We start from the raw sequence: 24,983 nt of genomic DNA, 5'->3' as shown, positions 1-24,983 counted from the left end.
GGAACCCGGACGTTCGGGGCCGGGGCGGCTACGGGATGGTGAAGGAGTCGTTGTCGGCGAAGTCGGTGTCGATCGCGCGGACCGCCCCGTCGAGCGCCCCGGAGACGTCGCCCCCGTCCCAGATGGTGGCGAAGGCCTCGGCGAACTGGCGGGTGATGACCGGGTAGCCGGCGGTCACCGGCCGGGGCACGGACACGCAGTCGGCGGTGATCGCTCCCCTTCCACAGGTCGCCGCCAACTGGTCGGCGAACAGTTCGAGATCTCCGCCCGGCCCGTACAGGTCGCTGGCCTCGGTGGCGGTGGCAGTGCCGGGAGGCGCACCGTTGGCCGCCGTCAGGGCGGCGACCTGCTCGTCCGCCATCAGGAAGTCGATGAACGCTCCGGCGGCGGAACCGTTGCCGGAGGTGCTGGAGACGCCCCAGGCCCAGGAGCCCTGGCCGGTCTTGACGCCGTTGCCGAAGTCGGGGAGAGGGAGCACGACGAGGTCCTCGCCCAGGGCCTCGACGTAGTTGGGGTACTCCCAGTGCCCCACGAGGGACAGCGCGACGTCCCCGGAGACGAAGGCGTTGTCGTCGGTGTTGGCGTCGGTGTAGGCGGCCCACTCCTGGACCAGGCTCAGCGCCTCGACGGTGGCGGGGGTGTTGAGGGCGCCGTCGGCGCTGTCATCCTCGATCAGCGAGCCGCCCGCCGACCAGACCACGGGGGAGAAGGCGTAGGTCGTCCACTCGCTACCGGATCCGAAACCGTAGTTCTGCTTGACGTCCAGGACACGGCCGTCCTCGTCCTCGACGGCCAGGTCCGCCAGCGCGGCGGTGAACTCCTCCGCCGTCCAGGCGTCCTCGATCCCTTCGGGGTAGGAGATCCCGGCCTCGTCCAAGAGGGCCGCGTTGCCGTAGACACCGAGCCCGGAGTCGAACACGCCCAGGCCGTAGAGCGACCCGTCGAGCGTGCCCTGGGCGAGGATCGATTCGGTGGCGTTGGCGCGGGTCTCCTCTGACACGAGGTCGTCGATCGGCGAGAGCTTGCCGTTGTAGACCAGGCTGGCCATGGTGGGGCCGTCGAACTCGATCACGTCGGGCAGTTCGTCGGGGCTCGACGTGGTGAGGGTGGTCGTGTAGTCGGCCTCGGGGATGAGCGTGAGCTCCACCGTGATGTCGGGGTTGAGGTCGCCGAAGGCGTCCACGGCGTTCTGGAGGGCGACGACCTCCCGGTCCTGTCCCTGGTGGGCCCAGATCGTGAGGGTGCCCTCGCCGTCACCCGCCCCGGCGGTCCCTCCGCCGGTGCCGCATCCGGTGAGGAGGAGGAGCGGGGCCGCCAGCGCGGCTGCGGCGCGCAGGGCGCCCTGTGGTTCGGTTCGCTTGGATCGCACGGTCGTCTCCTTCGACGGGCACCCGACATGTCGGCCGCGTTCGACGGCGGTGCCGTCCGGGGGTCGCGTGCTGGACAGGCGGTGCCCTGTGAGCTGTGCCACCCAACGCTAGCCACGCGAAACAGGAATGCAATCGCTTACATTGACTCGTTGCCATTCCGTTACCATATGTCCACGGAGTGAGTGCGAGTGGACACGAAGCGAGAATAAGAACTCTTTGAACTGCTGCTTTGTGTTGACGCGCCGGGGTCTCTTGTGCGATTGGTAGCATGTAAGCGATTGCATAAAATCTTCTCTCTTGCGAAGCCTCCACGCTCAGTGGCAGGACCACGCCGCCCCTACGCCGATCACCGAGAGGACCGAGCGACCATGCGTTACGCACCCCCGGGGGCCTGCCTCAACGACTTCGCGGTCGTCGAAGGACCGCCCTACGTCCTCCTGCACCTCCAGGCCCCCTGGACCGAGCGCCCCGCCGTCAGCCTGCTGGAGACCTCTTACGGGCGGGCGGTCTCCCACGACCTGGTCCGCTGGGAACCGCTCGCCCCGGCCTTCGGCGTGGGCCCGCCCGGAGGGTTCGACGACACCGCCGTGTGGACGATGCACCCGCTGCGCCACGGGGCCGGTTGGACGATGGCCTACACGGGAGTGCACGATGACGGGCACGAACGGCAGGCCGTGGGCCTGGCGCGGACCCGAAGCGACGACGCCTCGGGATGGCGGCGCGTTCCCGGGGTGGTCGTAGGTCCGGACGAACGGTGGTACCGGACCGGTGAGCAGGAGGCCTGGCGGGATCCGTGGATCGTCGAGCCGGAGGGCGGGCTGTTCGGGTCCCGCTACGCCATGCTCGTGTGCGCGCGGACCGCGCACGGCCCCGTCGAACACTCCGGCTGCGTGGGGCTGGCGGTCTCCGACGACCTGCACCGGTGGACCGTGCGGCCTCCCCTGCTCGTCCCCGGGGACGTCGACGAGTTGGAGTGCCCGGTCCTCGAACGCGTCCCGGGAGGATGGCTGCTGTTCGGCTCCATCGGCTCCTCCCACCACATCGAGGTGTGGCGGGCCGACCGGCTGGACGGGGAGTGGGAACGGCTCGGGCCGCTCACCCCGCCCGGCCCCTACGCCCCTCGTCTCGTGGACGGTCCCGGGGGCGAGCGGCTCCTGCTGCACACCGTCCAGCGCCGGACCCGCCTGGACGACGACGGCGCACCGTGCCGGGGCATGCTCGCCCAGCCCAAGGTCCTGGAGATCGCCCCGGACGGCCGTCCCCGGCTCGGCTGGTGGCGGGGGGCCGAGACGTACCTGCGACCCCCGTCCGACCCCGGCGCCCCGGTGTGGAACGCCGTTGTGGACGTCGCCGTGGACGGCGGGCCCGCGAGGGTCGTGCTCCGGGGCGAGGAGTCGGGGTTCACCGTGGACGTGACGCCCGGCGGACTGCGGGTGCGATGCGGAGCGGCCGGCCCCGTGCGGGAGACCGCGTTGGAACGACCCGTCCGGAACCTGCGCGCACTGCTGTTCGGCGAGTACCTGGAGCTGTACGCCGACGGCGTCTTCGTGGCCTGTGCCGTATCCTACGAGCGCACGCCGGGCGTCTGCCGGGCCCGCACCGTCGACCACCGCTCCCTCCCCGTGACCGTGCGGCAGGTGGAGGACCCCTACCGGGACCGCGACGACGTGTCGGTCGCGTTGCGCGCCGACGAGTCCGTCGCGGGCCCGCCGTGACGGTCGCGCGTCCCGCCCGGCGCGACGCGGTCCCGGGCCGCGTGGGCGCGGGGGGTTCCGCTCGGCTCCCGGCGCCGGCCAGCGCCGGTCGGCGCTGATCGAGAGGAAGAGCAGTGGGAGCGAGTCTTTCGGATGTGGCGAACCGGGCCGGGGTCTCCACGGCGACGGTGTCGCGTGCCCTGCGCGGCCTGCCCAGCGTGGCGGAGGGCACGCGCCTGCGCATCGTGCGCATCGCGCGCGAACTGGACTACACCATCACACCGAGCGCCTCCCGGCTGGCGAGCGGGCGCACCCACACCATCGGTGTGGTGGCGCCCTACGTGAACCGGTGGTTCTTCGGGCAGGTCATCTTCGGCGTCGAGGAGGTCCTCCGGGCGAGGGGCTTCGACCTCCTGCTGTACAACCTCGCCGACGCGACCAGCCGGGACCGCTTCTTCGACGCGATGCCGCTGCGGCGCCGGGTGGACGCCGTGGCCGTGCTGAGCATGCCGCTCACGGAGGAACAGGTGGCCGCCCTGTCCGGACTGGACGTGCCTCTGGGGCTGGTGGGCACGATGGCGGACGGCTTCGCGTGCGTGCGCATCGACGACGTGGCGGGGGCCACCGCCGCCGTGCGACACCTGACCATGCTGGGTCACCGCGACATCGCGCACATCAGCGGAGGCGGACCGGTGACGCACAGTTTCACCACCCCGCGCGACCGTGCCCGCGCCTACCGCGACGTCCTGGCCGAGGCGGGCATCGGATACCGCCCCGAGCTGGAGGCCGTCGGGGACTACACGGTGGCGGGCGGTGAGCGCGCCATGAGCGCCCTTCTCAGCGGTGCCACGCGCCCCACCGCCGTCTTCGCGCAGTCGGACGAGATGGCCTTCGGGGCACTGCGGGCCATCCGCCACAGCGGTCTGCGCGTGCCCGAGGACATCTCGGTGGTCGGTTTCGACAACCACGAACTCGCCGACGTCCTCGAACTGACGACCGTCGAGCAGCCCGTGGCCGAGCAGGGGAACCTCATCGCCCGGATCCTGCTCGATCTCCTCGAATCCGGTGGGGAGCCACCGCCGACCACGGTGCTGCCCACCCGGTTGGTGGTCCGCGGCAGCACCCGCCCCGTTCGGACGGGGTGACCGCTCCGCGGCCCGGCGGGGGCGACCGCACGGTCACGGCGGGGCGGCGTGGGACACCGGCACGGGTCGGGAGCGGGTCGTCGTGACGCCCCCGGCACCGGCCCGCCGACGCGGGCCGGCGCCGAAGGCCGTCGGACCGGGAACCGGTGCGCCCGCTCAGAGGCGGTCGACCAGGAGCCGTCCGTCGGTGGCGCTCCGGCCGGCCACGCCGCTGCCGTAGTTGGCCTCGACCCGTGCGCGCTCGGAGGCGTTCGGGTGGCGGTTGACGCAGTTCACGCCGCCGGTGGAGCCCGACATCAGCGACGAGCACGGGCCGGGCTTGACGTCGGGCAGGCCCAGGCTGTGACCGAGTTCGTGCGCGGCGATGCGCACCGCGTCGTAGCCCGCGGCGGTGCCCTCGCGGCCCATCCAGACGGTGACCTGCCCGCCCGGCCGCACCGGGCCCAGGTGGGCGCGCGGCCAGCCGTTGTCGGCGATGACGCGGATCTCGGCGCGTCGGCCGGCGGGGGCCGGCTCCAGCCGGACGTTGGTGACGCTGGAGTTCCATATCCGCACGGCCGAGGAGACGGCGGAGGTGTACTCCGCGGCCTGACGGGCGTCGTAGTACAGAACGGTCTGGCGCAGCGGCTGGGGCCGCTCCGCGGGTTCCGCGGTGGCCGGTGCGGCGCCCGCCAACGTCAGTGCCAGCGCGCTCAGCGCGATCAGGAGGTGGGTGAGGAAGCGTCTCAGCATGGGGTCTCCCCGGGGGTGAGGGTGCTGATGTTTTTTGTGACCCTGTGGGGTCGGCATGATGCTATGTGTAGTGATGTATCACCACAAGGTGTGCAGAGCGCCCGATTGCGCCGCCGCGCACCGGCCGACACCGACCCGCCCCCGCGCCGCGATGACCGACGCCGTCCTCACCGAAGCCGGTACACACCACCACCTCCATCACACCCGGCACGGAGCACTCCGAGGGAACTTCTCGAACCGATGCCCTCGATCGGGCTCCGGGAAGGGGCACACCGGCGTGCTCACCGGCGCGGACGGTCCCTGCCCGCCCCCTCCGGATGGACGTGGTCCACAGGGAGGTCATCGCCGATACGGGCGAGGGCCATCACCCGGATGGTGCGCTGCGGGGCGCCCTCCCACACGGGGTCGGCGGCGCACAGGGCCGGTACGTCGAGGATCCCTTCCTCTCGGAGGACGAGAGGCGGTACGTCGGCCGTCAGATCCGGTGTCATGGTGAACCACAGGCACTCCACATCGGCCGGAGCGAGCCGGTCGCGCTCCATGACCCGTCGGACGAGGCGCGCGGTCGCGTCCCGGATGGCCGGACGGGTGTCATCGGAGACCCCTACGGCCCCGCGGATGGCTCCGAGCATCGACACGCCGGTTCGCCGCTTTCTCGACGTCGTCGTCCGCGGATCCCCGGGGCCGGACGCGGAGGGTGCGACCTCACGGCCGGGTCGCGGTCGCGTCCCGGCCGCGTGATCAGGCGGTCCCGCCCTCGATCAGCCGGAAACGCACCTCGGTGCGATCCCGTCCGGCCTCCGTCTCGTCCAGGTGGAAGAGGAGCGTTCGGATGGTCTCCTCGGTGACCGCGGAAGTGTCGTACTCCATCGTCGTGAGCGGGGGAGTGGTGAGGCGGGACAACGGCGTGTGGTCCATGCCGATCAGTGCCAGGTCCCGCGGCACCCGCCATTTCCGCAGGGACGCCGCGTGCAGCAGCGCGGTCGCGACGTCGTCGTTGTAGCAGCCGACGGCGAAGCCCGGTTCGCCGAGTTCGTCCAGTGCGGCGGACGCGTCCTCGGCGGTGATCCCGAGCGCGAGGGTCCGGGGGCCGTCGACGCCGTGGGCGTGGCATTCGGCGACGAACGCGCGTTCGCGGGGGCCGCCGAAGGGGTCGGCGCGCGCGTCGCGCAGGTGGGCGTAGGCGAGGCGTCGGTAGCCGCGTTCGATCAGGTGGCGGGCCTGGAGGGTGCCGATCTCGGCGTTGGCGTCCGGGCGCGACGTCCTTCCCGGATCGATCGCCTTGACGCCTCGGCGCTCCAGGAGGCTTCTGTCCTCGTCGGAGAACGGGGTGAGCGACAGGATCGCCCGGGGTTTCATGCCGATGAGGAGGCGGTCCAGCGCCGTCGAGGTGTGGGTCGCCAGGCGCAGCACCAGGATGAGCCCGCGCCGTGACAACTCGTCGGTGAGGGCGCCGTAGATGTCCTGGAGGTTCCCCCCGAAGGTGGTGTCGGGGATGAGCGCGATGACGATGTCGCTCGATCCCCTGGCCAGGGTGCGTCCGGCGGCGGACGGTTCGTAGCCGAGTTCGGCGACCGCCCGGTGCACCCGCTCCCGGGTCCGGGCCGAGAAGTGCTCACCGCGGCCGTTCAGGATCTGGCTGACGGTGGACCGTGAGACGCCGACCCGGTCGGCGACGTCCTGACTGGTTGCGATCATCGAGCCTCCGTGCCTCCTGTCTGCCGCCCCACTGTAGCGCGGACCGTCCCGTGTCGACTCGGCGTGACCATCTGTTCACGCGCGTCACCCTGGATGTAATCAACTATTGACGCGCGTCAACTTGCACGTAACCAACTATTGACGCGCGTCACTTACGCCTGATTAGGTGTTGACGCGCGTTACCTCCGTCACACCGACGCACCGGGAGTCCTCCATGACGATCACCGCCTTCAACGACGGTTGGGCCTACCGCAGGAAGGTCAGCGCCTTCGCGGAGCTCGGCGGCGTGCGCGAGGACTGGACGACGGTGACCCTCCCGCACGACGCGCTGATCGGCACACCGCGGCGGGCGGACGCGCCCGGTGGCGCCGCCGCCGGGTACTTTCCCGGCGGCGCGTTCGAATACCGGAAGGACCTCCTGGTCGAGGAGTCCGATCGAGGCCGGTGCTTCTTCCTGGAGTTCGACGGGGTCTACCGGGGCGCGATGGTCTACGTCAACGGCGCCCTGGCGGGACAGCACGCCTTCGGATACTCCCGCTTCACGGTGCGGATCGACCCCTTCCTCCGCTTCGGTGGGGTCAACGAGATCCGTGTCGAGTGCCGGGCGCACCTGGACGGTCGCTGGTACACGGGCGCGGGCATCCACCGGGACGTGCGCCTGATCGTCAAGGAACCGGTCCACATCGCCGTCGACGGTGTACGGATCAGCACCCCCGACATCGAGCCCGACCGGGCGGTCGTCGAGATCGTGGCCGAAGTGGTGAACACCGGCGCCGTGACCACGACCGCCGTGCTGGCCTCCGCGGTGGACGACGAGGGTCGGGCGGAGGTGGCACGCGACCGCTCCCCGGTCACCGTGCCGCCCGGTGAGCGAGCGATCGTCCGGCACAGGCTGTACGTCGCGGATCCGGCGCTGTGGGACGTGGACACCCCGTCCCTCTACACGGCCCGGCTCCTGCTCCGGGACGGGGACCGCGTGCTCGACGAGCACGCCGTCGAGTTCGGTGTCCGCCGCGTGCAGGTCGACCCCCACAAGGGTCTGCGGATCAACGGCCGCACGGTCAAACTCCGTGGCGCGTGCCTGCACCACGACAACGGTCCTCTCGGCGCGGCGGCCATCGAACGGGCCGAGGAACGCCGGGTCGAGTCGCTGAAGGCGGCGGGTTTCAACGCCATCAGGAGTTCCCACAACCCGGCCGGTTCCGCGCTGCTCAGGGCGTGCGACCGGCTCGGCATGCTGGTCATGGACGAGACCTTCGACGTCTGGACCTCCGGCAAGACCGACTTCGACTACGCGGGCGATTTCGCCGAGTGGTGGGAACGGGACGTGGAGGCCCTCGTGGCGAAGGACTTCAACCACCCGAGCGTGATCCTCTACTCGATCGGGAACGAGATCCCGGAGACCGGCACCCCGTTCGGCGGTGTGTGGAGTCGCAGGATCGCCGAGAAGGTCCGGTCCCTCGACGACACCCGCCTCATCACCAACGGCGTCAACGGGTTCGTGTCGGTGCTCGACGTGGTCCTGGCCGGCGCACGGCAGGCGACCTCCGCGGAGCCGTCGAACGGCGGGGGCGGGGTCAACGGCATGATGACCCAGGCCGCGGTGATGATGAACCAGGTCTCGGCCTCGGAGGAGGTCACCGGGCGCACCGAGGAGTCCTTCTCGGTCCTCGACGTGGCGGGCCTGAACTACGGCGACGGCCGCTACGAACTTGACCGGGAGCTGTTCCCCGGCCGGGTGATCGTCGGTACCGAGACCTTCCCCGTCCGCGCCGCGCAGAACTGGTCGCTCGTCCTGGCCAACGACCATGTGATCGGCGACTTCACCTGGACGGGCTGGGACTACCTGGGGGAGGCGGGTCTGGGATCCGTCGGCTACGGCGACTCGGATGAGCGGACGGCGTCGGTCGCCCAGCCCTATCCGTGGCTCACGGCGTGGTGCGGCGACATCGACATCACCGGTCGGCGTCGCCCCGTGTCGTACTACCGGGAGATCGTGTTCGGTCTCCGGTCGACGCCGTACATCGCCGTGCGGCGCCCCCGGCACCACGGGCGCACGGTCCTGGCCACCCCGTGGTCCTGGAGCGACGCCATCGGCTCCTGGACGTGGGAGGGATTCGAGGGGAAGCCGGTCCACGTCGAGGTGTACAGCGACGCCGACGAGGTCGAACTGCTCCTCGACGGGACGACGGTCGGCCGTCGGCCCGCCGGACCCGACCATGGGTTCCGCGCCGACTTCGAGCTGTCCTACGCGCCGGGAGAACTGGTCGCGGTCGCCTACACGGGCGGACGCGAACAGGGACGCTTCGGGCTGGTCACCGCGGGGGAGGACCTCGCGCTCGACGTCCGGGCGGACCGTTCGGATCTGCGCGCGGACAGCGGCGACCTCGCGTTCGTCGACATCGTCCTCACCGACGGCGCCGGCAACGCGCACCCGGGTCGGGACCGCCCGGTGACCGTCACCGTGGACGGCCCCGCGGTCCTCCAGGCGCTCGGCAGCGCCGATCCGGCGACGGAGGAGACCTTTTCCGGGCCGAGCCGGCGGACCTTCGACGGTCGCGCCCTGGCCGTGATCCGCCCCACCGGGGCCGGCGACATCACCGTCACCGTCCGCGCCGACGGCTGTGGAACGGCCCGGCTCGCACTGCGTGCGGGCGCCGTGGAAGCCGTCGAGCACGACGCGCTCGTTCCCTGACCCCGGCCGGACGGAACGATCCCACAGTTTTCCCGGGACGAAGGAGGTCCTCATGAGCAAGGCTGAAAATCCCCCCATACCCGACACCGACCCCGAACCGCTCGTCGCCGGCACACCCGGCGACGATCTCCCCGAAGTGGGTCCCCGCTACATCTGGTTCCTTCTGATCGCGCTGTTCGGCACCTACGTCGCACTGGTCACGCCCATCGCGATCTCGCTGGCCATCCGCGTCAAGGAACTCGCACCGGCCAACGAGGAGTACCTCGGGTACGTGATCGGGACGGCGGCCGCGATCTCCCTCGTTTCGAGCCCGGTCGTCGGAATCCTCAGCGACCGCACCCGCACCCGTCTCGGTCGACGACGCCCCTGGCTCATCGCCGGCTCCGTCCTCGGCTCGGCGGGGCTGTTCGTCATCGCCGTCGCGCCCGACGTCCTCGTCGTCGGAGTGGGCTGGATCATCGCGACGCTGGGCTGGAACACGGTCATCGGCAACATCACGAACTCGCAGGCCGACCGGCTGCCGGAAGCGCAGCGCGGCAGGGTCAGCGGCCTCGTCGGCTTCGTCACCATGGCGGCCCCGGTCTGCGGCTCGATTCTGGGCGGCGCCCTCGCCACGAACTCCGTCCTCCTGTTCATGGTCCCGGCGGTCATCGGCGTGATCCTGGTGCTGCTGTTCTGCGTCATCGTGCCGGAGGAGGACAGCAGGGGGCGCACGTTCGAGCAGGCGTTGGACCTCAGGCTCCTGCTGTCGAAGTTCGCGTTCGACCCCCGTCGGTATCCCGACTTCTCCTGGAACTGGCTCGCCCGCTTCCTGTTCTACTTCGGCCTGACCCTCAGCTCCACCTTCACCGCCTTCCTGCTCGCGCAGCGCCTGCGCATGGACGTGACCGAGATCGGGGCGACCATCGCGCTCGCCGGCCTCCTGGGCGTCATCGCGGTCATGCTCGGCGCCCTCGGTAGCGGGTTCCTCTCCGACAAACTGCTCCGGCGCAAGCCGTTCGTCCTCGGTTCCGGGGTGATATTCGCGATCGGGGCCCTGACCATGGCCTTCTCCACGGGTCTCCCGGTCCTGCTCGCCGGGTTGGTCATCACCAACTTCGGCCTCGGGATCTTCTCGGCCGTCGACCACGCGCTGATGCTGGACGTGATGCCGGAGAAGGACACCGACGCCGGCCGGTTCGTCGGCATCACCGGACTCGCGAACTCCATCGCGCAGTCGCTCGCCCCCGTCGTGGCGCCCGCCTTCCTCACCGTCGGCGTCATCGAGGGAGGCGACAAGAACTACATGCTGCTCTACATCGTCGCCGCCTGCTTCGCCCTGCTGGGCGGCCTCGTCGTCCTGCGGGTCAGATCCGTCCGCTGACCCGCGCACACCGTCCGGTACAGAAGGAAACCCATCGTGAAAGCCGACCCGAACACCCTGTCCCTCCGGCAAAAGGCATCGCTGCTGACCGGCGGAGGTTTCTGGTCCACCACGGCCGTCCCCGAGGCGGGCATCGACGCGATCGTGCTCTCCGACGGACCGCACGGGGTCCGACGCCAGAAGCACGGCACCGATCACCTCGGCCTGGAGCACAGCGAACCGGCGACGTGCTTCCCGCCCGCGGTCGCGGTCGGTTCGAGCTGGGACGAGGAGGTGGCCGCGAAGATCGGTGCGGCCCTCGCGAAGGAGGCCCGGGCCCTGGGGGTCGACATCCTGCTCGGCCCGGGTGTGAACATCAAGCGCTCACCTCTGGGCGGACGCAACTTCGAGTACTACTCGGAGGACCCCCTGCTGTCCGGGAGGCTGGCGACGGCGTACGTGAAGGCGTTGCAGGCCGGCGGGGTCGGGGCCTCGGTGAAGCACTTCGCGGCCAACGACCAGGAGACCGACCGCATGGTGATCAGCGCGGACGTCGACGAACGCACGCTGCGCGAGATCCACCTGTCGGCCTTCGAACGCGTCGTCACCGAGGCCGGACCGGCCACGGTCATGTGCTCCTACAACCGGGTCAACGGGGTCCCCGCGTCGGAGAACCGCCGGCTGCTCACGGATGTGCTGCGCGGCGAATGGGGGTACACGGGCGCGGTGATCTCCGACTGGGGCGCCGTGCGCGCCCGCCCCACCGCCCTCAGCGCCGGACTGGACCTGTCGATGCCCGGCCCGGGAGAGTACGCGACGCAGGCCCTCGTCGACGCCGTGACGTCCGGTCGTGTCGAGGAGTCGGCGGTGGACCGGGCGGTGGAGCGGGTGCTCGCCCTCGTCGACGCGGCCCCGCACGAGGCCGCCGCCCCGGACCTGGACGCGCACCACGCGCTGGCCCGCGAACTCGCGGCCGAATGCGCGGTCCTGCTCAAGAACGCGCGTGGCGTGCTACCGCTCGACCGGCCGGCGTCCGTGCTGGTGGTCGGGGAGTTCGCGACCGCACCGCGCTACCAGGGCGGCGGCAGTTCCCACGTGAACGCGACGCGCGTGGACGTCCCGCTGGAGTTCATCGAAGCGCACGCCGCCACGCGGGGGACCCGCGTCACCTACGCGCGGGGGTTCGACACCCGGGACGAGGACGGCGCGGCGCTGCGCGAAGCGGCGGTGCGCGCCGCCGGCGAGGCCGAAGTGGTCGTCGTCTTCGCGGGCAACCCCGAGGCCGAGGAATCCGAGGGCTTCGACCGGGAACGCATCGAACTGCCGCCGTCGCAGGTGCGGTTGATCAAGGAGGTCGCGGCGGTCGCCGCTCGGACCGTGGTGGTGCTGGCCAACGGCGGCGTGGTCTCGCTGGAGGAATGGCACGACGACGTCGACGCGATCCTGGAGGGCTTCCTCCTCGGCCAGGGCGGCGGTGCGGCGATCGCCGACCTCCTCTTCGGCGAGGCCGACCCCTCGGGGAGGCTCGCGGAGACCATCCCCCACCGCCTACAGGACACCCCGACCTATCTGTCGTTCCCCGGAGAGCAGGGCCACGTCCGCTACTCCGAAGGCGTCATGGTCGGGTACCGGCACTACGGGACGATCGACGCCCCCGTCCGCTACCCCTTCGGCCACGGCCTCGGCTACACCGAATACGAGGTGTCCGACATGCGGGTCCGGGTCGACGGCCCGGCCGGGGCCTCGGTGGAGGTCACGGTGACGAACACCGGGGTCCGCTCCGGTAAGTACGTGGTGCAGGTGTACGTCTCCACGCAGGCCGGCCCCGTCCGGCGTCCGGAGCGCGCGCTCGCGGCCTTCACCAAGGTGCGCGTCGAACCGGGGCGGGCGACCCGGGTCCGGCTCGAACTGGACCGGCGGGCGTTCGCGTACTGGGACGTCCCCCTCGCCCGATGGGTCGTTCCGGAGGGGACCTACGTCGTCCAGGTCGGCGAGAACGCCGCCACCGTGCTCCACGAACAGGCCGTCCACCTCGAAGGTGACGGTGTCGAACCGCCACTGTCTCTCCAGGCGAACGTCGGCGAGTGGCTCGCGCATCCCGCGGCGGGTCCCCCGCTCCGGGCCCGGATCGGCTCGCTCATGGCGCGGAGCGGATCCGACCTCGACGACGACGGCGACGAGATGCGCACGGTGGCGTCGATGCCGATGAACCAGATCCTCAACCTGACCGGCGGCGCCATCGACGGCGACTGGCTCCTGTCGCTCCTGGGCGCTTCTCCCACTTCCACCGACGAACAGGAAGGCACGCACTCATGACGTCCGAATCCCGCGAGGCGGCGTTCATCTGCAACCCGATGAACCTCTCCTACCGCTACCAGGACCTGCGCCCCAGGTCCGGGGGCCGCACCGTGCACCGCGAGGGAGCGGATCCGTCGGTGATCCGCTACCGGGGCCGGTTCTACCTCTTCGTGTCGATGGCCGCCGGCTTCTGGCACTCGACGGATCTGCTCACCTGGGAGTACCGGGGCAGCGAGAGGCTGCCGGCGCTCGACTACGCCCCCGACGTCCGTGAGATCAACGGCGCGCTCTACGTCTCGGCGTCCCGGCGGACCGACAGCCCGTTCTTCCGCAGCGAGGATCCCCTGGCCGACGATTTCACCCTGGTGAACCCGGGCTTCCCCTTCTGGGACCCGCACCTGTTCCAGGACGACGACGGCGCCGTCTACTTCTACTGGGGCTGCTCGAACAAGGAACCCATCACCGGTGTCCGGGTCGACCCGGACACCATGGACCGGATCGGCGAACCGGTCCCCCTCTTCGGCGGCGACCCCGAACACCACGGCTGGGAACAGATCGGCGAGAACCACGTCAAGACCGAACCCACCACGGAACTGGCGAAGATGATCGCCGACTACCTCGGCGACGCCCCCTTCGTCGAAGGCGCCTGGATGACCCGGCACGGTGAGACCTACTACCTGCAGTACGCCGCACCGGGCACGGAGTGGAACACCTACGCGGACGGCTACTACACCGCTCCGTCGCCGCTCGGGCCGTTCGAGTACGGGCCGAACAGCCCGTTCTCCTCGAAGCCCGGCGGTTTCGTCACCGGCGCCGGCCACGGCAGCACCTTCCAGGACGAGCACGGCAACTGGTGGCACGCCTCGACCATGCGCGTCTCGGTCCACCACGAGTTCGAACGGCGCGTCGGGCTGTTCCCCGCCGGGTTCGACGCCGACGGAGTCCTCTTCTGCAACCAGAACTTCGGGGACTACCCGACGATCGTGCCGGACCGGCGGGTCGATCCATGGACCGGGACCTTCGCCGGATGGATGCTGCAGTCCTTCCGCGCCGAGACGACCGCCTCCTCCTCCGCCGAGGGACACGGGCCCGAACTCGCGGTCAACGAGGACATCCGCACCTGGTGGGCCGCCGGCACGACGCAGCCGGGTGCATGGCTCCGGACCGACCTCGGCGAGGAGCGCACCGTCACGGCGATCCAGCTCAACCTCGCCGACCACGACCTGGCCGCGCACGCGCCGGAGAGGACCGACGGCGCGGAGGCCGCCGGTGCCTGGCGGGCGATCCACCCCGACCCCCAACCGACCGAGGTGCTCATCGAGGTCTCCTCGGACGGCGAGCGGTGGCACACGGTCTCGGACAACCGGGGTTCGGGCGAAGACGCCCCGCACGCGCTCGTGGTGCTCGAACCCGCGCGGCGCGCCCGGTTCGTCCGGGTGACGGCGGGCCGAACGCCCTTCGACGGACCCTTCTCGGTCAGCGGGCTCCGGGTCTTCGGCACGGGTGACGGAGCGCCACCCGCCGCCGCCGACGCGCGGGCCGAGCGCGTCGACGGGCGCACGGCACGGATCGAGTGGGACCCCTGCGAGACGGCCCACGGCTACAACGTCCGCTACGGGATCGCGCCGGACAAGCTCTACCACAGCTGGCTGCTCTACGAGCAGAACGACCTCGACCTCCGGACCCTGAACGCGGGGTCCGACTACTGGGTCGCCGTCGACTCGTTCAACGAGAACGGCATCACCGCGGGACCCGTCGTGAAGATCACCTGACCCCGCGCCGACCCACCCGCAACGAAAGGAAGACCACGTATGGAAGGCCTGCGTGACAAGGTCATCGTCTTCGCCGGCGCCGGCGGGATCGCCGCCGCCACCGCGTCGTTCCTCGGTGCCGGCGGTGCTCGGATCGTCGTCGGCGACGTCGTCGACACGTCGGCCGAAGCCACCGTCCAGGCCGCCAGGGACGCCGGCGGTGACGGCATCGCCACGGTGACCGACATCGCCGACGAGAACCAGGTCAAGCGGCAGATCGACCTGGCGATCAGCACGTACGGCCGCATCGACGGCCTGTTCAACGTCGCCGCCGACATCCACCCCGACTCGGTCGCTCGGGACACCGACGCCGTCGGCATCGACCTGGCCGCGTGGCAGCGCTCCCTGGACGTCAACCTCACCGGCTACCTGCTCACGCTCAAGCACGCGCTGCCCCACCTGATCGCCGGCGGCGGCGGATCCGTGGTCAACACCCTGTCCGGCGCGGTCTACGCCGGCATGCCCGACAAGGTCGCCTACTCGGCGACCAAGGCCGCGATCGGGGCGCTCACCCGCCACGTCGCCCGCCGTCACGGCAAGGAGGGCGTCCGGTGCAACGGCGTCGCCCCCGGCCTGGTCATGACCCGGCAGACCGAGCTCAACCTGCCCGAGGGGTTCCGCGACTCGATCCTCGCGGCCACGCCGGCGTCGCGCCACGGCAGACCGGAGGACATCGGCGCCACCGTGGCCTTCCTGCTCTCCGACCTCGCCGCGTGGACGACCGGGCAGATCCTCTGCGTCGACGGCGGCACCACGATGCGCGCCTGAACCGCTCCCGACGGCCGTCCGGAACCGAGGGGCGGCCGACATCACCCTCTCCGAACAACAGGAAGAAGACCATGGGAAAGCTGGACGGAAAAGTCGTACTGCTCACCGGCGCCTCCTCGGGCCTGGGCAAACAGCAGGCGATCAGGATGGCGGCCGAGGGCGCCAACCTCGCGATCTGCGCCAGGACCGAGAGCAAGCTCGCGGAAACCGCGAAGATCTGCGAAGAGCACGGCGCCGAGGTACTGGCCATGACGGTCGACATCATGGACTACGACGCGCTGTCCGCGTTCGTGGCCGCGACCGCCGACCGGTTCGGCACGATCGACGTGCTCGTCAACAACGCGCACACGATCACCGTCCCGGCCCCGTTCCTGGAGAAGCCCATCGAGGATCTCGACCTGGAGATGCGCAGTTCCTTGTACGCGTACTGGCACCTCATGAAGCTGTGCTTCCCGTTCCTGCGCGACCGGCCGGGCGCCGGCGCGTCCATCATCAACTTCGCCTCGGAGGCCGCCGTGATGGGCGACGCGTTCTACGCCCCGTACGCGGCGTCGAAGGAGGCCGTCCGCGGGTTGTCGCGCGTCGTGGCCAGAGAGTGGGGGAAGTACAACATCCGCGTCAACACGCTGTGCCCGAACGGCATGACCGACAACATCTCCGGCGGGATCGACTGGATGGAGCCCGCGACGCGCGAACACATCGAGAAGAGCTTCGTGAACAACCCGTTCGGGCGCGCCGGTGATCCCTACGAGGACGTCGCGCCGGTGGCCGTGTTCCTCGCGTCGGACGACAGCCGCTGGATCACCGGGCAGAACATCCACGCCGACGGGGGCGGCCTGATCAACGCCTGACCAGCGGTCCTTTGCGCACCACCTGAGGACCCGGGCACGGCCGTCGTCGTTCGGGGTGACGGCCGTGCCGCCACCGTGCGGACCCGACGACGCGGACTCGGCGGGCACACGACGGACGCCGGGCGGGCGTCCCCCGCCGCGCTCTCGGCGCTCGCCTCGAAGTCGGGGGCGTGGGCCGCGCGCGGGTCCGCGGCCCCGGCCGCCGGCACGGACCCGCCGCGGGAGACGACGGTCGGTCGGAGCGGACGGCCGCGGGCGGCGGTGCGCACCTGCTCAGGGGCCCGCCGCGGGCGCGCGCCCGAAGGCGCTCCGGCGTCATCGCCGAGGGCTCAGGCGGCGGAGTCCGGGCGCGCGAGGCCGTCGAGGTCGGGCAACGGGCGTCGGCAGATCTCCCGGGCCTCGTCCGCGGACAGACCGAGCATGCGGAGCAGGTCCTCGGTGATGTGGTCGGCGGCTTCCGCGTCGTCGCGTTCGGGGTGGTCGTGCAGCAACCGGCCGAGGCAGAGTGCCGCACCGGCCACGGTCACCAGGGCGAGTTCGGGATCGCGCACGCTGAACCGGCCTGCCCGGACCGCGGCGTCGATGTCGCGGCGGACCCGGGGGGCGAGGCCCTTGTCCGACCCGACCAGGGACAGACCGTTGTTCAGAAGGACCTTGCTGAGTTCGGGTGTCCGGCGGTGCAGGCGACCGGTCAGGCGGAAACTCTGCGCGAACACGTGCGCGGGGTCGTCCAGATCCGTGGTCAGCTCGTCGAGGAGGGAGCCGTGGGCGTCCAGGGCGGCCTCGACCGCCGCCTCGTAGAGCCCCTCCTTGCTGTCGAAGTGGTTGTAGAACGAGCCCATCCCGACGTCGGCGGCCTGGGTGATCTCCAGAATCGGGACGTTCGACCTTCCCGCCGCGATGAACGCCTGGGCCGCCCTGACGAGCGAGGCGCGGGTACGCGCCTTGCGCCGGTCCAAGCGGTTCGGCGTGTCACCGGTTCGTCCCGCCATGCCCCTTCACCTCTCCTCGGTCGGTCACCTTCACTCTAGACGTCATCCTCAGCCATGACGAATTCAGCAATCGGCCGCGCCGGGTCGCGCACCTCGACGATCGGACGGTGAGACGGGCTCCCGGAGGAGCCCGCTTCGAGGGTGTTCTCCCCGACGCCCCGATCCGGGACGTCGCGTCTTCACCGACCGGTCGGAGACGCCCCCGGGGGAGCCGAACCCCCGGTGGCCGAGCCGGCGTCCTCGTTCCCCCTCCGGTCAGGAGACGAGCCCGGGGGCCAGGCCGAGGGCGAGGTGGACGGCGACGAGCAGCCCCGCGATCGCCGCGGGGGCGAGTTCGCGCGGCCCGTCACCCCGGCGCAGGTGGGTGATGAGGGCGCCGGCCAGGAGGAGCAGCAGTCCCGTGCCGGCGAGGCCGCCGAGCGGAGGAACGGCCAGACCCAGCAGCAGCCCGACCCCGCCGGCGGCCTCCAGGACGCCGATGCCCCGGTAGGCCCCGACGGAGAACCCGCTCTTCTCGGCGAGTAGGCGCATCTGCGGCCGGGCCAGGATCTTGGCCGTGCCCAGGGCGAGGAAGAACACCGCGAGCAGAACGGTGAGGATCACGAAGACGACGTTCACGGACGCTCCACCTTTGGGTCTCTGACGACCGTGCGCTGCCGGCCGAGGTCGATGGCGCCGTCGTCCGTGGCCACGGTGGCCTCGATGACGTCGCCGGCTTTGAGGTACTTCGGGTTCCGGGACTGGCCGCGGAAGAACAGGGACCACTTCAGGTCCTCCGGCAGCAGCCCGGCGATGAGCCGGATCGGCTTCGCGGGCGCGCTGACGGCCGTGCCGACCGGAGTCCCGGTGAGTACGAGGTCACCGGGTTCGAGCCGCTGGAAGCGGGCCAGGCCGCGCAGCGCCTCGACGGGCCGGTAGATCATGTCGGCGGCCGTCATGTCCTGCCGGAGCCCGCCGTTGACCCACAGCCGCAGCCGCAGGTCGGCGAAACGTCTGAACTCGCCGGCGTCGAGGAGGACCAGCGCGGGGCCGGTCGGCGTGAAGGAGGGGTAGGACTTGCCTTCGTAGTACTGCGTCCGCGGCAACTGGACGTCACGTGCCGACACGTCGTTGGTCACCACGAGTCCGGCGACGTGGTCGGCGAGGTCGTCCTCTCCGATCCGCGAGCCCACGGGGATCTCGGAGCCCACGACGAGCCCGATCTCGACCTCGTAGTCGAGCAATCGCACGTGCTCGGGCCGCACGACGTCGTCGAAGGGGCCGCTGATCGACCCCGACGCCTTGCGGAAGAACGTCAACGGCACGGACTCGGGCCTGCCGCCGGTGTCCTTGACGTGGGAGACGAAGTTCGTCATCTGGGCGACGACGCGGCAGGGCGCCGTGACCGGTGAGACCAGGGCGAGGTCCCCGGGGTCGACGCCGTCGGTGCCCGCCTCGGCCTCGGCGACGGCCCCGCGGTCGGCCAGGAGCTGCGCCGTGGTCGTGGCTTCGGTCCGCACCCTGACGGCACCGGTGGGAGTGCGGACCCACCAGGCGTCGGCGGTGCGCAGGACTGTGGTGCTCATGACGTGGCCACCTTCAGGAAACCGCGGAGGCGGTGCAGGTCGAACTCGTTGTCGTCGCGCAGCGCGCCGATCGTCTCGCGCAGTTCGCGGAGGGAGTCCCGGCCGGGCTTGATGCCGAGGAAGTCCATGGTCGGCGCCGGTCCCCACTGGAACAGCGTCGAGGCGGAGAACGGCTTCCAACCGGGTTCGAGCGTGCAGTCGAACAGGTCGCCGTCGCTGAAGTGCTCGACCAGGAACCCGTCCGGGTCGCGCCAGTAGTCGAAGATCTGACTGCCCTCGATGTGTCGGCCGATGCCCCACGACCGCTGGTACCCCCGGTCGAGCAGGTACTCGCCGCCCGCGGCCATCGAGTCGAGGTCGCAGACCTGGAACGCCGAGTGCACGTACCGGTTGGACGGGCCGAGGTTCATCGCCAAGGTGTGGTGGTCGGCGGGTGTGGGCCCGCGGTCGCAGCGGACGAAGCCCATGACCGGCCCACGCTCGCGCTGCCCAGGGAAGTACTGGAAGTCGCTGACGATCATGCCGAGGTGACGGAGGTACCAGTCGAGCGTCTCGCGGAACCTCGTCGACTGGAGCACGACGTGGCCGAGCCGCTGGACCTTGGACGGCTCCCGCCGCGGTCGCTGGGCCGCGTTCACCCGGGCGGTGCCGTGTCCGGAGTTGAACGTCAGCGGCTCCTGTCCCGGCAGGGCGGGTAGCTCGTGGGTGCCGGACACGACCCGCACCCTCGCCCCGCTCGGATCCTTCAGGTCGACGGTGATCCCGCCCAAGGCCTCCGGCAGGCTCTCGACCTTCCGCCCGGTCGCGTCCGCGAGCCGAAGGACGTCGCCGTCGTCGGCGGCTCTGAAGGCCGACCCGAGAAACCGCGATCCGGGGCCCCGGCGGACGATCACGCAGGGCGGACCGGCGTCCGTGCCGCGCAGGTGCAGCTCGTCGCGGGTGCTCAGCGAGGTGGTGAAGCCGAAGGCGCCGGCGAACAGCTCGGCCCGCTTGAGATCGGGCTTCTCGAACTCCAGCCACGCCAGGTCGTGCACCTTGATGATCGGGTCGCGCGCCCGGCCCGGGTGCTCACCCGGCAGCGCGCCCCGCTCACCGTGCAGATCCGCGTGCGGGTCGTGGTCGTGGGTCATCGAACTCTCCCTTCTCTGTCCTGACGATATCGTCACATGCGAATGTATCATCATTCGAAGTTAACTGACGAGATCCTCACAACTGAGGGCTGGGCCAGGGTGAAGCCCGCCCACGCGGAAGAGGGGAGCAGGCATGGCGGAGGGCACCCCGGGCCGTCCGGCGAGGCGCGGGGCGCGCACCCGTGCGGCGCTCATCCGGGCGGCCGGGGCCTTCATCGCGTCCGGCGACGTGAACGCCTCGATCCTGGAGATCACGCGGGCCGCCGACGTGGGGGTGGGGTCGTTCTACAACCACTTCGAGAGCAAGGAGCGGCTCTACCGGACGGTGATCGAGGACGCGCTCGACGCCTACGGGGAACTCCTCGACGGGTTGACCACGGATCTGGACGACCCGGCGCACGTGTTCACGCAGGGCTTCCGCCTGGCCGGGCGGCTGCACCGCTGTCGGCCGGAGCTCGGCAAGGTCCTTCTGAGCAACGGGCTGTCCCTGGTCGGGGCGGACGGGGGCATCGCGCACCGTGCCCTGCGCGACATCGAGGCGGCCGAACGTGCCGGTCGGTTCACCGTGCGCGACCCCGAACTCTCCCTGGTCATCGTCGCGGGCGCCGAACTCTGCCTGGGGCGGATGCTGCACGACCATCCCGAGTGGGACGACGCCCGGACCACGGACCGGGTCGCCGAGGACCTGCTGCGCATGTTCGGCCTCCCCGCCGACGAGGCCCACGAGATCTGCCGGCGCCCCCTGCCCGACCTGGAGGCGGCGGTCGACGGGCTCGGCGTCGTCGCCTGAGCCCGCCTCCACCGCGCCGGCCGGTGCGTGGTCACCCGGGCCCGTGCGCCCGGGGGCCGTCGGGCGGGGGTCCGCGCGTCCGGGGCGGGTGGCGCACGGCGGGCGCCACGTATCTGACGAATTCCTCAGAATCAGTTGACGAATATTTCCTCATGCCTGATGATTTCGTCAAATAACATCGTCTCGAACCGAGGTGGACATGCCGCACCGTGAGTCCGACCGTCGCCGCTCCGAGCAGGAGGTGGGGCGCCCATGACCACGACGCCGACCCCCCGACGGGTACCCGTGGTCATCGTCGGCGCGGGCCCCGTCGGCGTCACCGCCGCCCTCCTGCTCGCCCGCCAGGGCGTCCGCTCCGTCCTGGTGGAACGCCATCGCGACGTCTACCCGCTGCCCCGCGCGGTGGCCATGGACGACGAGGCGCGCCGCATACTCCAGGCCGCCGGTGTCCACGAGGGGTTCGCCGCCCTCGCCCGTCCCGCCCGGGGTCTGCGCCTGCTGGACGCCCGGCACCGCGTGATGGCGACCTTCGACCGCGACACCGACCAGGGCCACCACGGCCATCCGCAGACCACCCTCTTCGACCAGCCCGAACTCGAACGGTTGCTGCGGCGCGCCCTCGCCGCCTGCGGCCGGTGCGAGCTGCGTGAGGGACTGGAGGTCACCGACGTGCGCCAGGCCCCGGGCGGGCCGGTGCGGGTGACCGTGCGCCCGGTCGACGGAGGGGAACCGGAGTACCTGTGGGCCGAGGCGGTGCTGGGCTGCGACGGCGCCAACAGCCTCACCCGGAGGGTCATCGGCGCCGCATGGGAGGACCTGCGTTTCGAGGAGCGATGGATGGTCCTCGACGCTCGCACGACGCTGCCCGTGCGCTCGTGGGGCGGCGTCGACCAGGTCTGCGACCCGGCCAGGGCCGCGTCCTTCATGCGCATCGCGCGGGACCGCTACCGCTGGGAGTTCCGCCTGCGCGAGGGGGAGGGGGTCGAGGGCGTCACCGCCGAACGACGCGCCCGCGAGCTGGTCCGCCCCTGGGTGCAGGCGTCCCGTTCCGAGGACTTCGAGATCCTCAAACAGGTCGAGTACACCTTCCGGGCCAGGCTCGTCGACCGGTGGCGTCAGGGCCGGGTCTTCCTGCTGGGCGACGCGGCCCACCAGACCCCGCCCTTCATCGGCCAGGGCCTGTGCGCGGGCCTGCGCGACGCGCACAACCTCGCCTGGAAGCTGGCCCGTGTCCTGGCCGGCGACGCCGACGAGGAGCTGCTCGACACCTACCAGAGCGAGCGCCGCCCCCACGCCCGCGAGCTCATCCGTCTCGCCGTCGCGATGGGATGGACGATGACCGGAGGACGGGACCGCGTGGCCGCGTTGCGCGGTGCCGCGCTCAGGACCCTCTTCCGCCTGCCCGGCTTCACCCGGGTGGCGGGGGAGCGGCTGGGCCGCCCGATACCGGTCGGGCCCCTCGTCCCACGCCGCGGGCCGACCCGCACCCGCCTGGTGGGCGTCTCCTGCCCGCAGCCCCGGGTCACGGTCGAGGGCCGGCGCGCACTCCTCGACGACGTCCTCGGGGACGGCTTCGCCCTGGTGACCGCCGTGCCGCCCGCGCCCGCCACGCGCGCCGTCGCCGTCGCCCTCGGCGCGCGCGTCGTCCATGTGGGCCCGATCGGCGCCCTTCCCGGCGAGACCGTCGTCGACGACGACGGCGGCCTCACGGACTGGCTGCGCCGCGGCCGGGCGCAGGCGGTCCTGCTCCGTCCCGACCGCGTCGTCCTGGACGCCGTGCCGGCGGCGGGCACCCTGGGCGACACCCCCGCCTGGACCTCGCTGCTGACCACGGCATCCGTTCCCCGCCCACCGACCACGGCCGATCCGCACGACCGACCCGCCACCCCACCGCACAGGAGCAGTTCATGACCACCCCGACCGGCACGGACCACCCCGAGCCCTTCTGGACCCCCGACCCCGCCACCTCGGAGGACAGCCGCATCGCGGACTTCGGACGCTGGGTCGCCCGCCACCGTGGGGTGGAGGCCTCCGACCACACGGCCCTGCACCGCTGGTCCGTGACCGATCTGGAGGGTTTCTGGAGCGCGATCTGGGAGTACTTCGAGGTCAGGGCCGACACCCCGTACGAGCGGGTGCTGGAGGAGGAGACGATGCCGGGGGCCCGCTGGTTCACGGGCGCCACCCTCAGCTACGCCGAGCACCTGCTGCGGGCGCTCGCGCCGGACCGTCCCGCGATCATCGCGCTGGACGAGAACGGCTCCGAGCACGTGCTGTCCGGCGACGACGTGCGCGCCCGGGTCGCCTCGGTCGCCGCCACCCTGAGGGACATGGGTGTCCGCAGGGGGGATCGTGTGGTCGGCTACCTTCCCAACACCCCGCACGCCATGATCGCCCTGCTCGCCGCCGCCGCCCTGGGGGCCGTCTGGTCGGTGTGCGGCCAGGACTACCCGCCACGGGCCGCCGCGGACCGTTTCGCCCAACTCGAACCCACGGTCCTGGTCGCCGCGGACGGCTACCTCTTCAACGGCACGACGCACGACCGCCGCGACGCCTCCCGCGAGCTGGCACGCGCCCTGCCCTCCCTCAAGGCCACGATCCTGGTCGACCACGTGGGCCTGCCCTGGCCCGGGGACGGCCACCCGACGGCCACCGCCCGATGGGAGGACGCGGCCACCCGCACCGAGCCGCTCGTCTGCGAGGCGGTCCCCTTCGATCACCCCCTGTGGATCCTGTTCTCCTCCGGTACCACCGGCCTGCCCAAGGGCATCGTCCACGGCCACGGCGGCATCCTCCTCGAACACCTCAAGGTCATGGGCCTGCACTCCGACCTCGGTCCCGGAGACCGCCTGCTGTGGTACACCACCACCCACTGGATGATGTGGAACATGCAGGTCTCCGCCCTGCTCACCGGGGCCGCCGCCTGCACCTACGACGGTGGCCCGGTGCCCCCCGCCCGCCCGGACCTGCTGTGGGAGCTGGCCGCCCGCCATCGGGTCACCGTCTTCGGCACCAGCCCCCGGTACCTGCTCGCGTGCGCCGAGTACGGCATCGAGCCCGACGCCCACGACCTGTCGGCCGTCCGGGTGGTCGGCAGTACCGGCTCCCCCCTTCCGGCCTCGGCCTATCCGTGGGTGCGCGCGCACGTCGGCGCGCACGTCCAGCTCGCCTCCACCTCCGGGGGCACCGACGTCGCCTCCGGTTTCGCCGGCAGCACCCCGACCACCCCCGTCTGGGCGGGCGAACTCTCCGCCCCCAACCTCGGCGTGGCGCTGGCCGCCTACGACGACAGGGGCAGGCCCGTCACCGACCGGGTCGGTGAGCTCGTCGTCACCCGTCCCATGCCCTCGATGCCGCTCCACTTCTGGAACGACGCCCACGGCACCCGCTATCACGACGCCTACTTCGCCGCCTACCCCGGAGTGTGGCGGCACGGCGACCGGATCACCCGTACCTCGCACGGTTCGGTCATCGTGCACGGCCGTTCGGACGCCACGCTCAACCGCCACGGCGTCCGCCTGGGCAGCGGCGACGTCCACGACGTGGTCGAGCGGCTTCCGGAGATCACCGAGGCCCTGGTCATCGGCTGCGAGGAACCCGACGGAGGGTACTGGATGCCCCTGTTCGTGGTCCTGGCGGACGGAGCCGTGCTGGACGACGCCCTGCGCGAGACGATTCGCGAGGCCATCCGCTCCGGCGCCTCGCCCCGCCACGTCCCCGACGAGATCCTCCAGGTCCCGGCCGTCCTCCACACGCGTACCGGAAAGAAGATCGAGGTCCCGGTCAAACGCCTGCTCCAGGGCGTCGCGCCGGAACAGGCCGTCAGCGCGGGCACCGTGGACGCCCCCGACCTCATCGCCTTCTACGCCCGCCTCGGCGCCGAGCGGCGTCTGGAGGTGACCCGGCGGGCGTCGGTCGGCGCGGAGCGGCCCCGTCGTTCTCGCCGTCGGTGAACGCCGCATCCGGCACATGGCGGCCACGGCGTGGTCATCGCCGTGGGTCGGGGGTGCGTGCGCTTCGTGCGGGAGCGGCCCGGCCGCTCCCGCACGGCACCGGCTCCCCCCTCCGAACGCCTGCGATGGAGCCGCGGCCGGGCCACGAG

General features: G+C 71.5%; 19 protein-coding genes. 11 read left to right on the top strand and 8 right to left on the bottom strand.

From position 1 onward, the window contains the following. Positions 1–28: 28 nt before the first annotated feature. Positions 29–1,369, bottom strand: a complete 1,341-nt coding sequence (locus tag RM479_RS09090; RefSeq protein WP_311511279.1) for an ABC transporter substrate-binding protein — start codon at positions 1,367–1,369, stop codon at positions 29–31. Positions 1,370–1,738: 369 nt separating this feature from the next. Between RM479_RS09090 and RM479_RS09085 the strand changes: the two genes are divergently transcribed. Both RM479_RS09085 and RM479_RS09080 read left to right on the top strand, forming a co-directional pair. Continuing rightward, positions 1,739–3,085 (top strand): glycoside hydrolase family protein, encoded by a 1,347-nt coding sequence (locus RM479_RS09085; RefSeq protein WP_311511278.1) that lies wholly within the window; start codon positions 1,739–1,741, stop codon positions 3,083–3,085. Between the two features lie 134 nt (positions 3,086–3,219). Further along, positions 3,220–4,209: a LacI family DNA-binding transcriptional regulator gene (locus RM479_RS09080; protein ID WP_311511277.1), complete on the top strand. Its 990-nt coding sequence runs from the start codon at positions 3,220–3,222 to the stop codon at positions 4,207–4,209. A 156-nt stretch (positions 4,210–4,365) separates the two neighbouring features. On the opposite strand, the gene RM479_RS09075 is transcribed toward RM479_RS09080, so the two are convergent. The 3 genes from RM479_RS09075 to RM479_RS09065 form a co-directional block, all read right to left on the bottom strand. Continuing rightward, positions 4,366–4,941, bottom strand: coding sequence for a snapalysin family zinc-dependent metalloprotease (locus RM479_RS09075; protein WP_311511276.1), 576 nt, complete (start codon positions 4,939–4,941; stop codon positions 4,366–4,368). Positions 4,942–5,222: 281 nt separating this feature from the next. Continuing rightward, positions 5,223–5,573, bottom strand: coding sequence for a chorismate mutase (locus RM479_RS09070; protein WP_311511306.1), 351 nt, complete (start codon positions 5,571–5,573; stop codon positions 5,223–5,225). Positions 5,574–5,682: 109 nt separating this feature from the next. Then, positions 5,683–6,639, bottom strand: a complete 957-nt coding sequence (locus RM479_RS09065) for a LacI family DNA-binding transcriptional regulator (protein ID WP_311511275.1) — start codon at positions 6,637–6,639, stop codon at positions 5,683–5,685. Positions 6,640–6,853: 214 nt separating this feature from the next. Here RM479_RS09065 and RM479_RS09060 point away from each other — a divergent pair, with 214 nt between their 5' ends. The 6 genes from RM479_RS09060 (at position 6,854) to RM479_RS09035 (ending at position 16,404) form a co-directional block, all read left to right on the top strand. Continuing rightward, the gene (locus tag RM479_RS09060) at positions 6,854–9,334 is read left to right on the top strand and encodes a glycoside hydrolase family 2 TIM barrel-domain containing protein (RefSeq protein WP_311511274.1); all 2,481 of its coding nucleotides are present in this window, start codon (positions 6,854–6,856) and stop codon (positions 9,332–9,334) included. A gap of 52 nt (positions 9,335–9,386) precedes the next feature. Then, complete coding sequence (locus RM479_RS09055; protein ID WP_311511273.1) at positions 9,387–10,697, top strand: MFS transporter; 1,311 nt, start codon at positions 9,387–9,389, stop codon at positions 10,695–10,697. 36 nt (positions 10,698–10,733) lie between these two features. Continuing rightward, positions 10,734–12,992 (top strand): beta-glucosidase family protein, encoded by a 2,259-nt coding sequence (locus RM479_RS09050; RefSeq protein WP_311511272.1) that lies wholly within the window; start codon positions 10,734–10,736, stop codon positions 12,990–12,992. Next, positions 12,989–14,746 (top strand): family 43 glycosylhydrolase, encoded by a 1,758-nt coding sequence (locus tag RM479_RS09045; RefSeq protein WP_311511271.1) that lies wholly within the window; start codon positions 12,989–12,991, stop codon positions 14,744–14,746. The genes RM479_RS09050 and RM479_RS09045 overlap by 4 nt, the downstream gene beginning before the upstream one ends. A 39-nt stretch (positions 14,747–14,785) precedes the next feature. Continuing rightward, positions 14,786–15,553, top strand: coding sequence for an SDR family NAD(P)-dependent oxidoreductase (locus RM479_RS09040; protein ID WP_311511270.1), 768 nt, complete (start codon positions 14,786–14,788; stop codon positions 15,551–15,553). Positions 15,554–15,624: 71 nt separating this feature from the next. Further along, complete coding sequence (locus RM479_RS09035; protein ID WP_311511269.1) at positions 15,625–16,404, top strand: SDR family NAD(P)-dependent oxidoreductase; 780 nt, start codon at positions 15,625–15,627, stop codon at positions 16,402–16,404. Positions 16,405–16,733: 329 nt separating this feature from the next. On the opposite strand, the gene RM479_RS09030 is transcribed toward RM479_RS09035, so the two are convergent. The 4 genes from RM479_RS09030 to RM479_RS09015 all read right to left on the bottom strand — a co-directional run bounded on the left by RM479_RS09030 (position 16,734) and on the right by RM479_RS09015 (position 20,091). Continuing rightward, positions 16,734–17,396: a TetR/AcrR family transcriptional regulator gene (locus RM479_RS09030; RefSeq protein WP_311511268.1), complete on the bottom strand. Its 663-nt coding sequence runs from the start codon at positions 17,394–17,396 to the stop codon at positions 16,734–16,736. 255 nt (positions 17,397–17,651) lie between these two features. Further along, the gene (locus RM479_RS09025; protein ID WP_311511267.1) at positions 17,652–18,014 is read right to left on the bottom strand and encodes a DoxX family protein; all 363 of its coding nucleotides are present in this window, start codon (positions 18,012–18,014) and stop codon (positions 17,652–17,654) included. After that, positions 18,011–18,961 carry a fumarylacetoacetate hydrolase family protein gene (locus RM479_RS09020; protein WP_311511266.1) on the bottom strand — a complete coding sequence of 317 codons (951 nt, stop codon included), beginning with the start codon at positions 18,959–18,961 and terminating at the stop codon, positions 18,011–18,013. Before RM479_RS09020 ends, RM479_RS09025 begins: the two co-directional genes overlap by 4 nt. Beyond that, complete coding sequence (locus tag RM479_RS09015) at positions 18,958–20,091, bottom strand: VOC family protein (RefSeq protein ID WP_311511265.1); 1,134 nt, start codon at positions 20,089–20,091, stop codon at positions 18,958–18,960. Before RM479_RS09015 ends, RM479_RS09020 begins: the two co-directional genes overlap by 4 nt. Before the next feature lie 133 nt (positions 20,092–20,224). On the opposite strand from RM479_RS09015, the gene RM479_RS09010 reads away from it, so the two are divergent. The 3 genes from RM479_RS09010 (at position 20,225) to RM479_RS09000 (ending at position 24,834) form a co-directional block, all read left to right on the top strand. Then, positions 20,225–20,881, top strand: coding sequence for a TetR/AcrR family transcriptional regulator (locus RM479_RS09010; RefSeq protein WP_311511264.1), 657 nt, complete (start codon positions 20,225–20,227; stop codon positions 20,879–20,881). Positions 20,882–21,133: 252 nt separating this feature from the next. Next, positions 21,134–22,792, top strand: a complete 1,659-nt coding sequence (gene mhpA, locus RM479_RS09005) for a bifunctional 3-(3-hydroxy-phenyl)propionate/3-hydroxycinnamic acid hydroxylase MhpA (RefSeq protein WP_311511263.1) — start codon at positions 21,134–21,136, stop codon at positions 22,790–22,792. Then, positions 22,789–24,834, top strand: coding sequence for an acetoacetate--CoA ligase (locus RM479_RS09000; protein WP_311511262.1), 2,046 nt, complete (start codon positions 22,789–22,791; stop codon positions 24,832–24,834). The genes mhpA and RM479_RS09000 overlap by 4 nt, the downstream gene beginning before the upstream one ends. Positions 24,835–24,983: the final 149 nt, after the last annotated feature.

Source organism: Nocardiopsis lambiniae (genome assembly GCF_031845465.1).
GTDB lineage: Bacteria > Actinomycetota > Actinomycetes > Streptosporangiales > Streptosporangiaceae > Nocardiopsis > Nocardiopsis lambiniae.
Note: the sequence above shows the minus strand (reverse complement) of the source record. Positions and strands in the feature narration are given on the sequence as shown.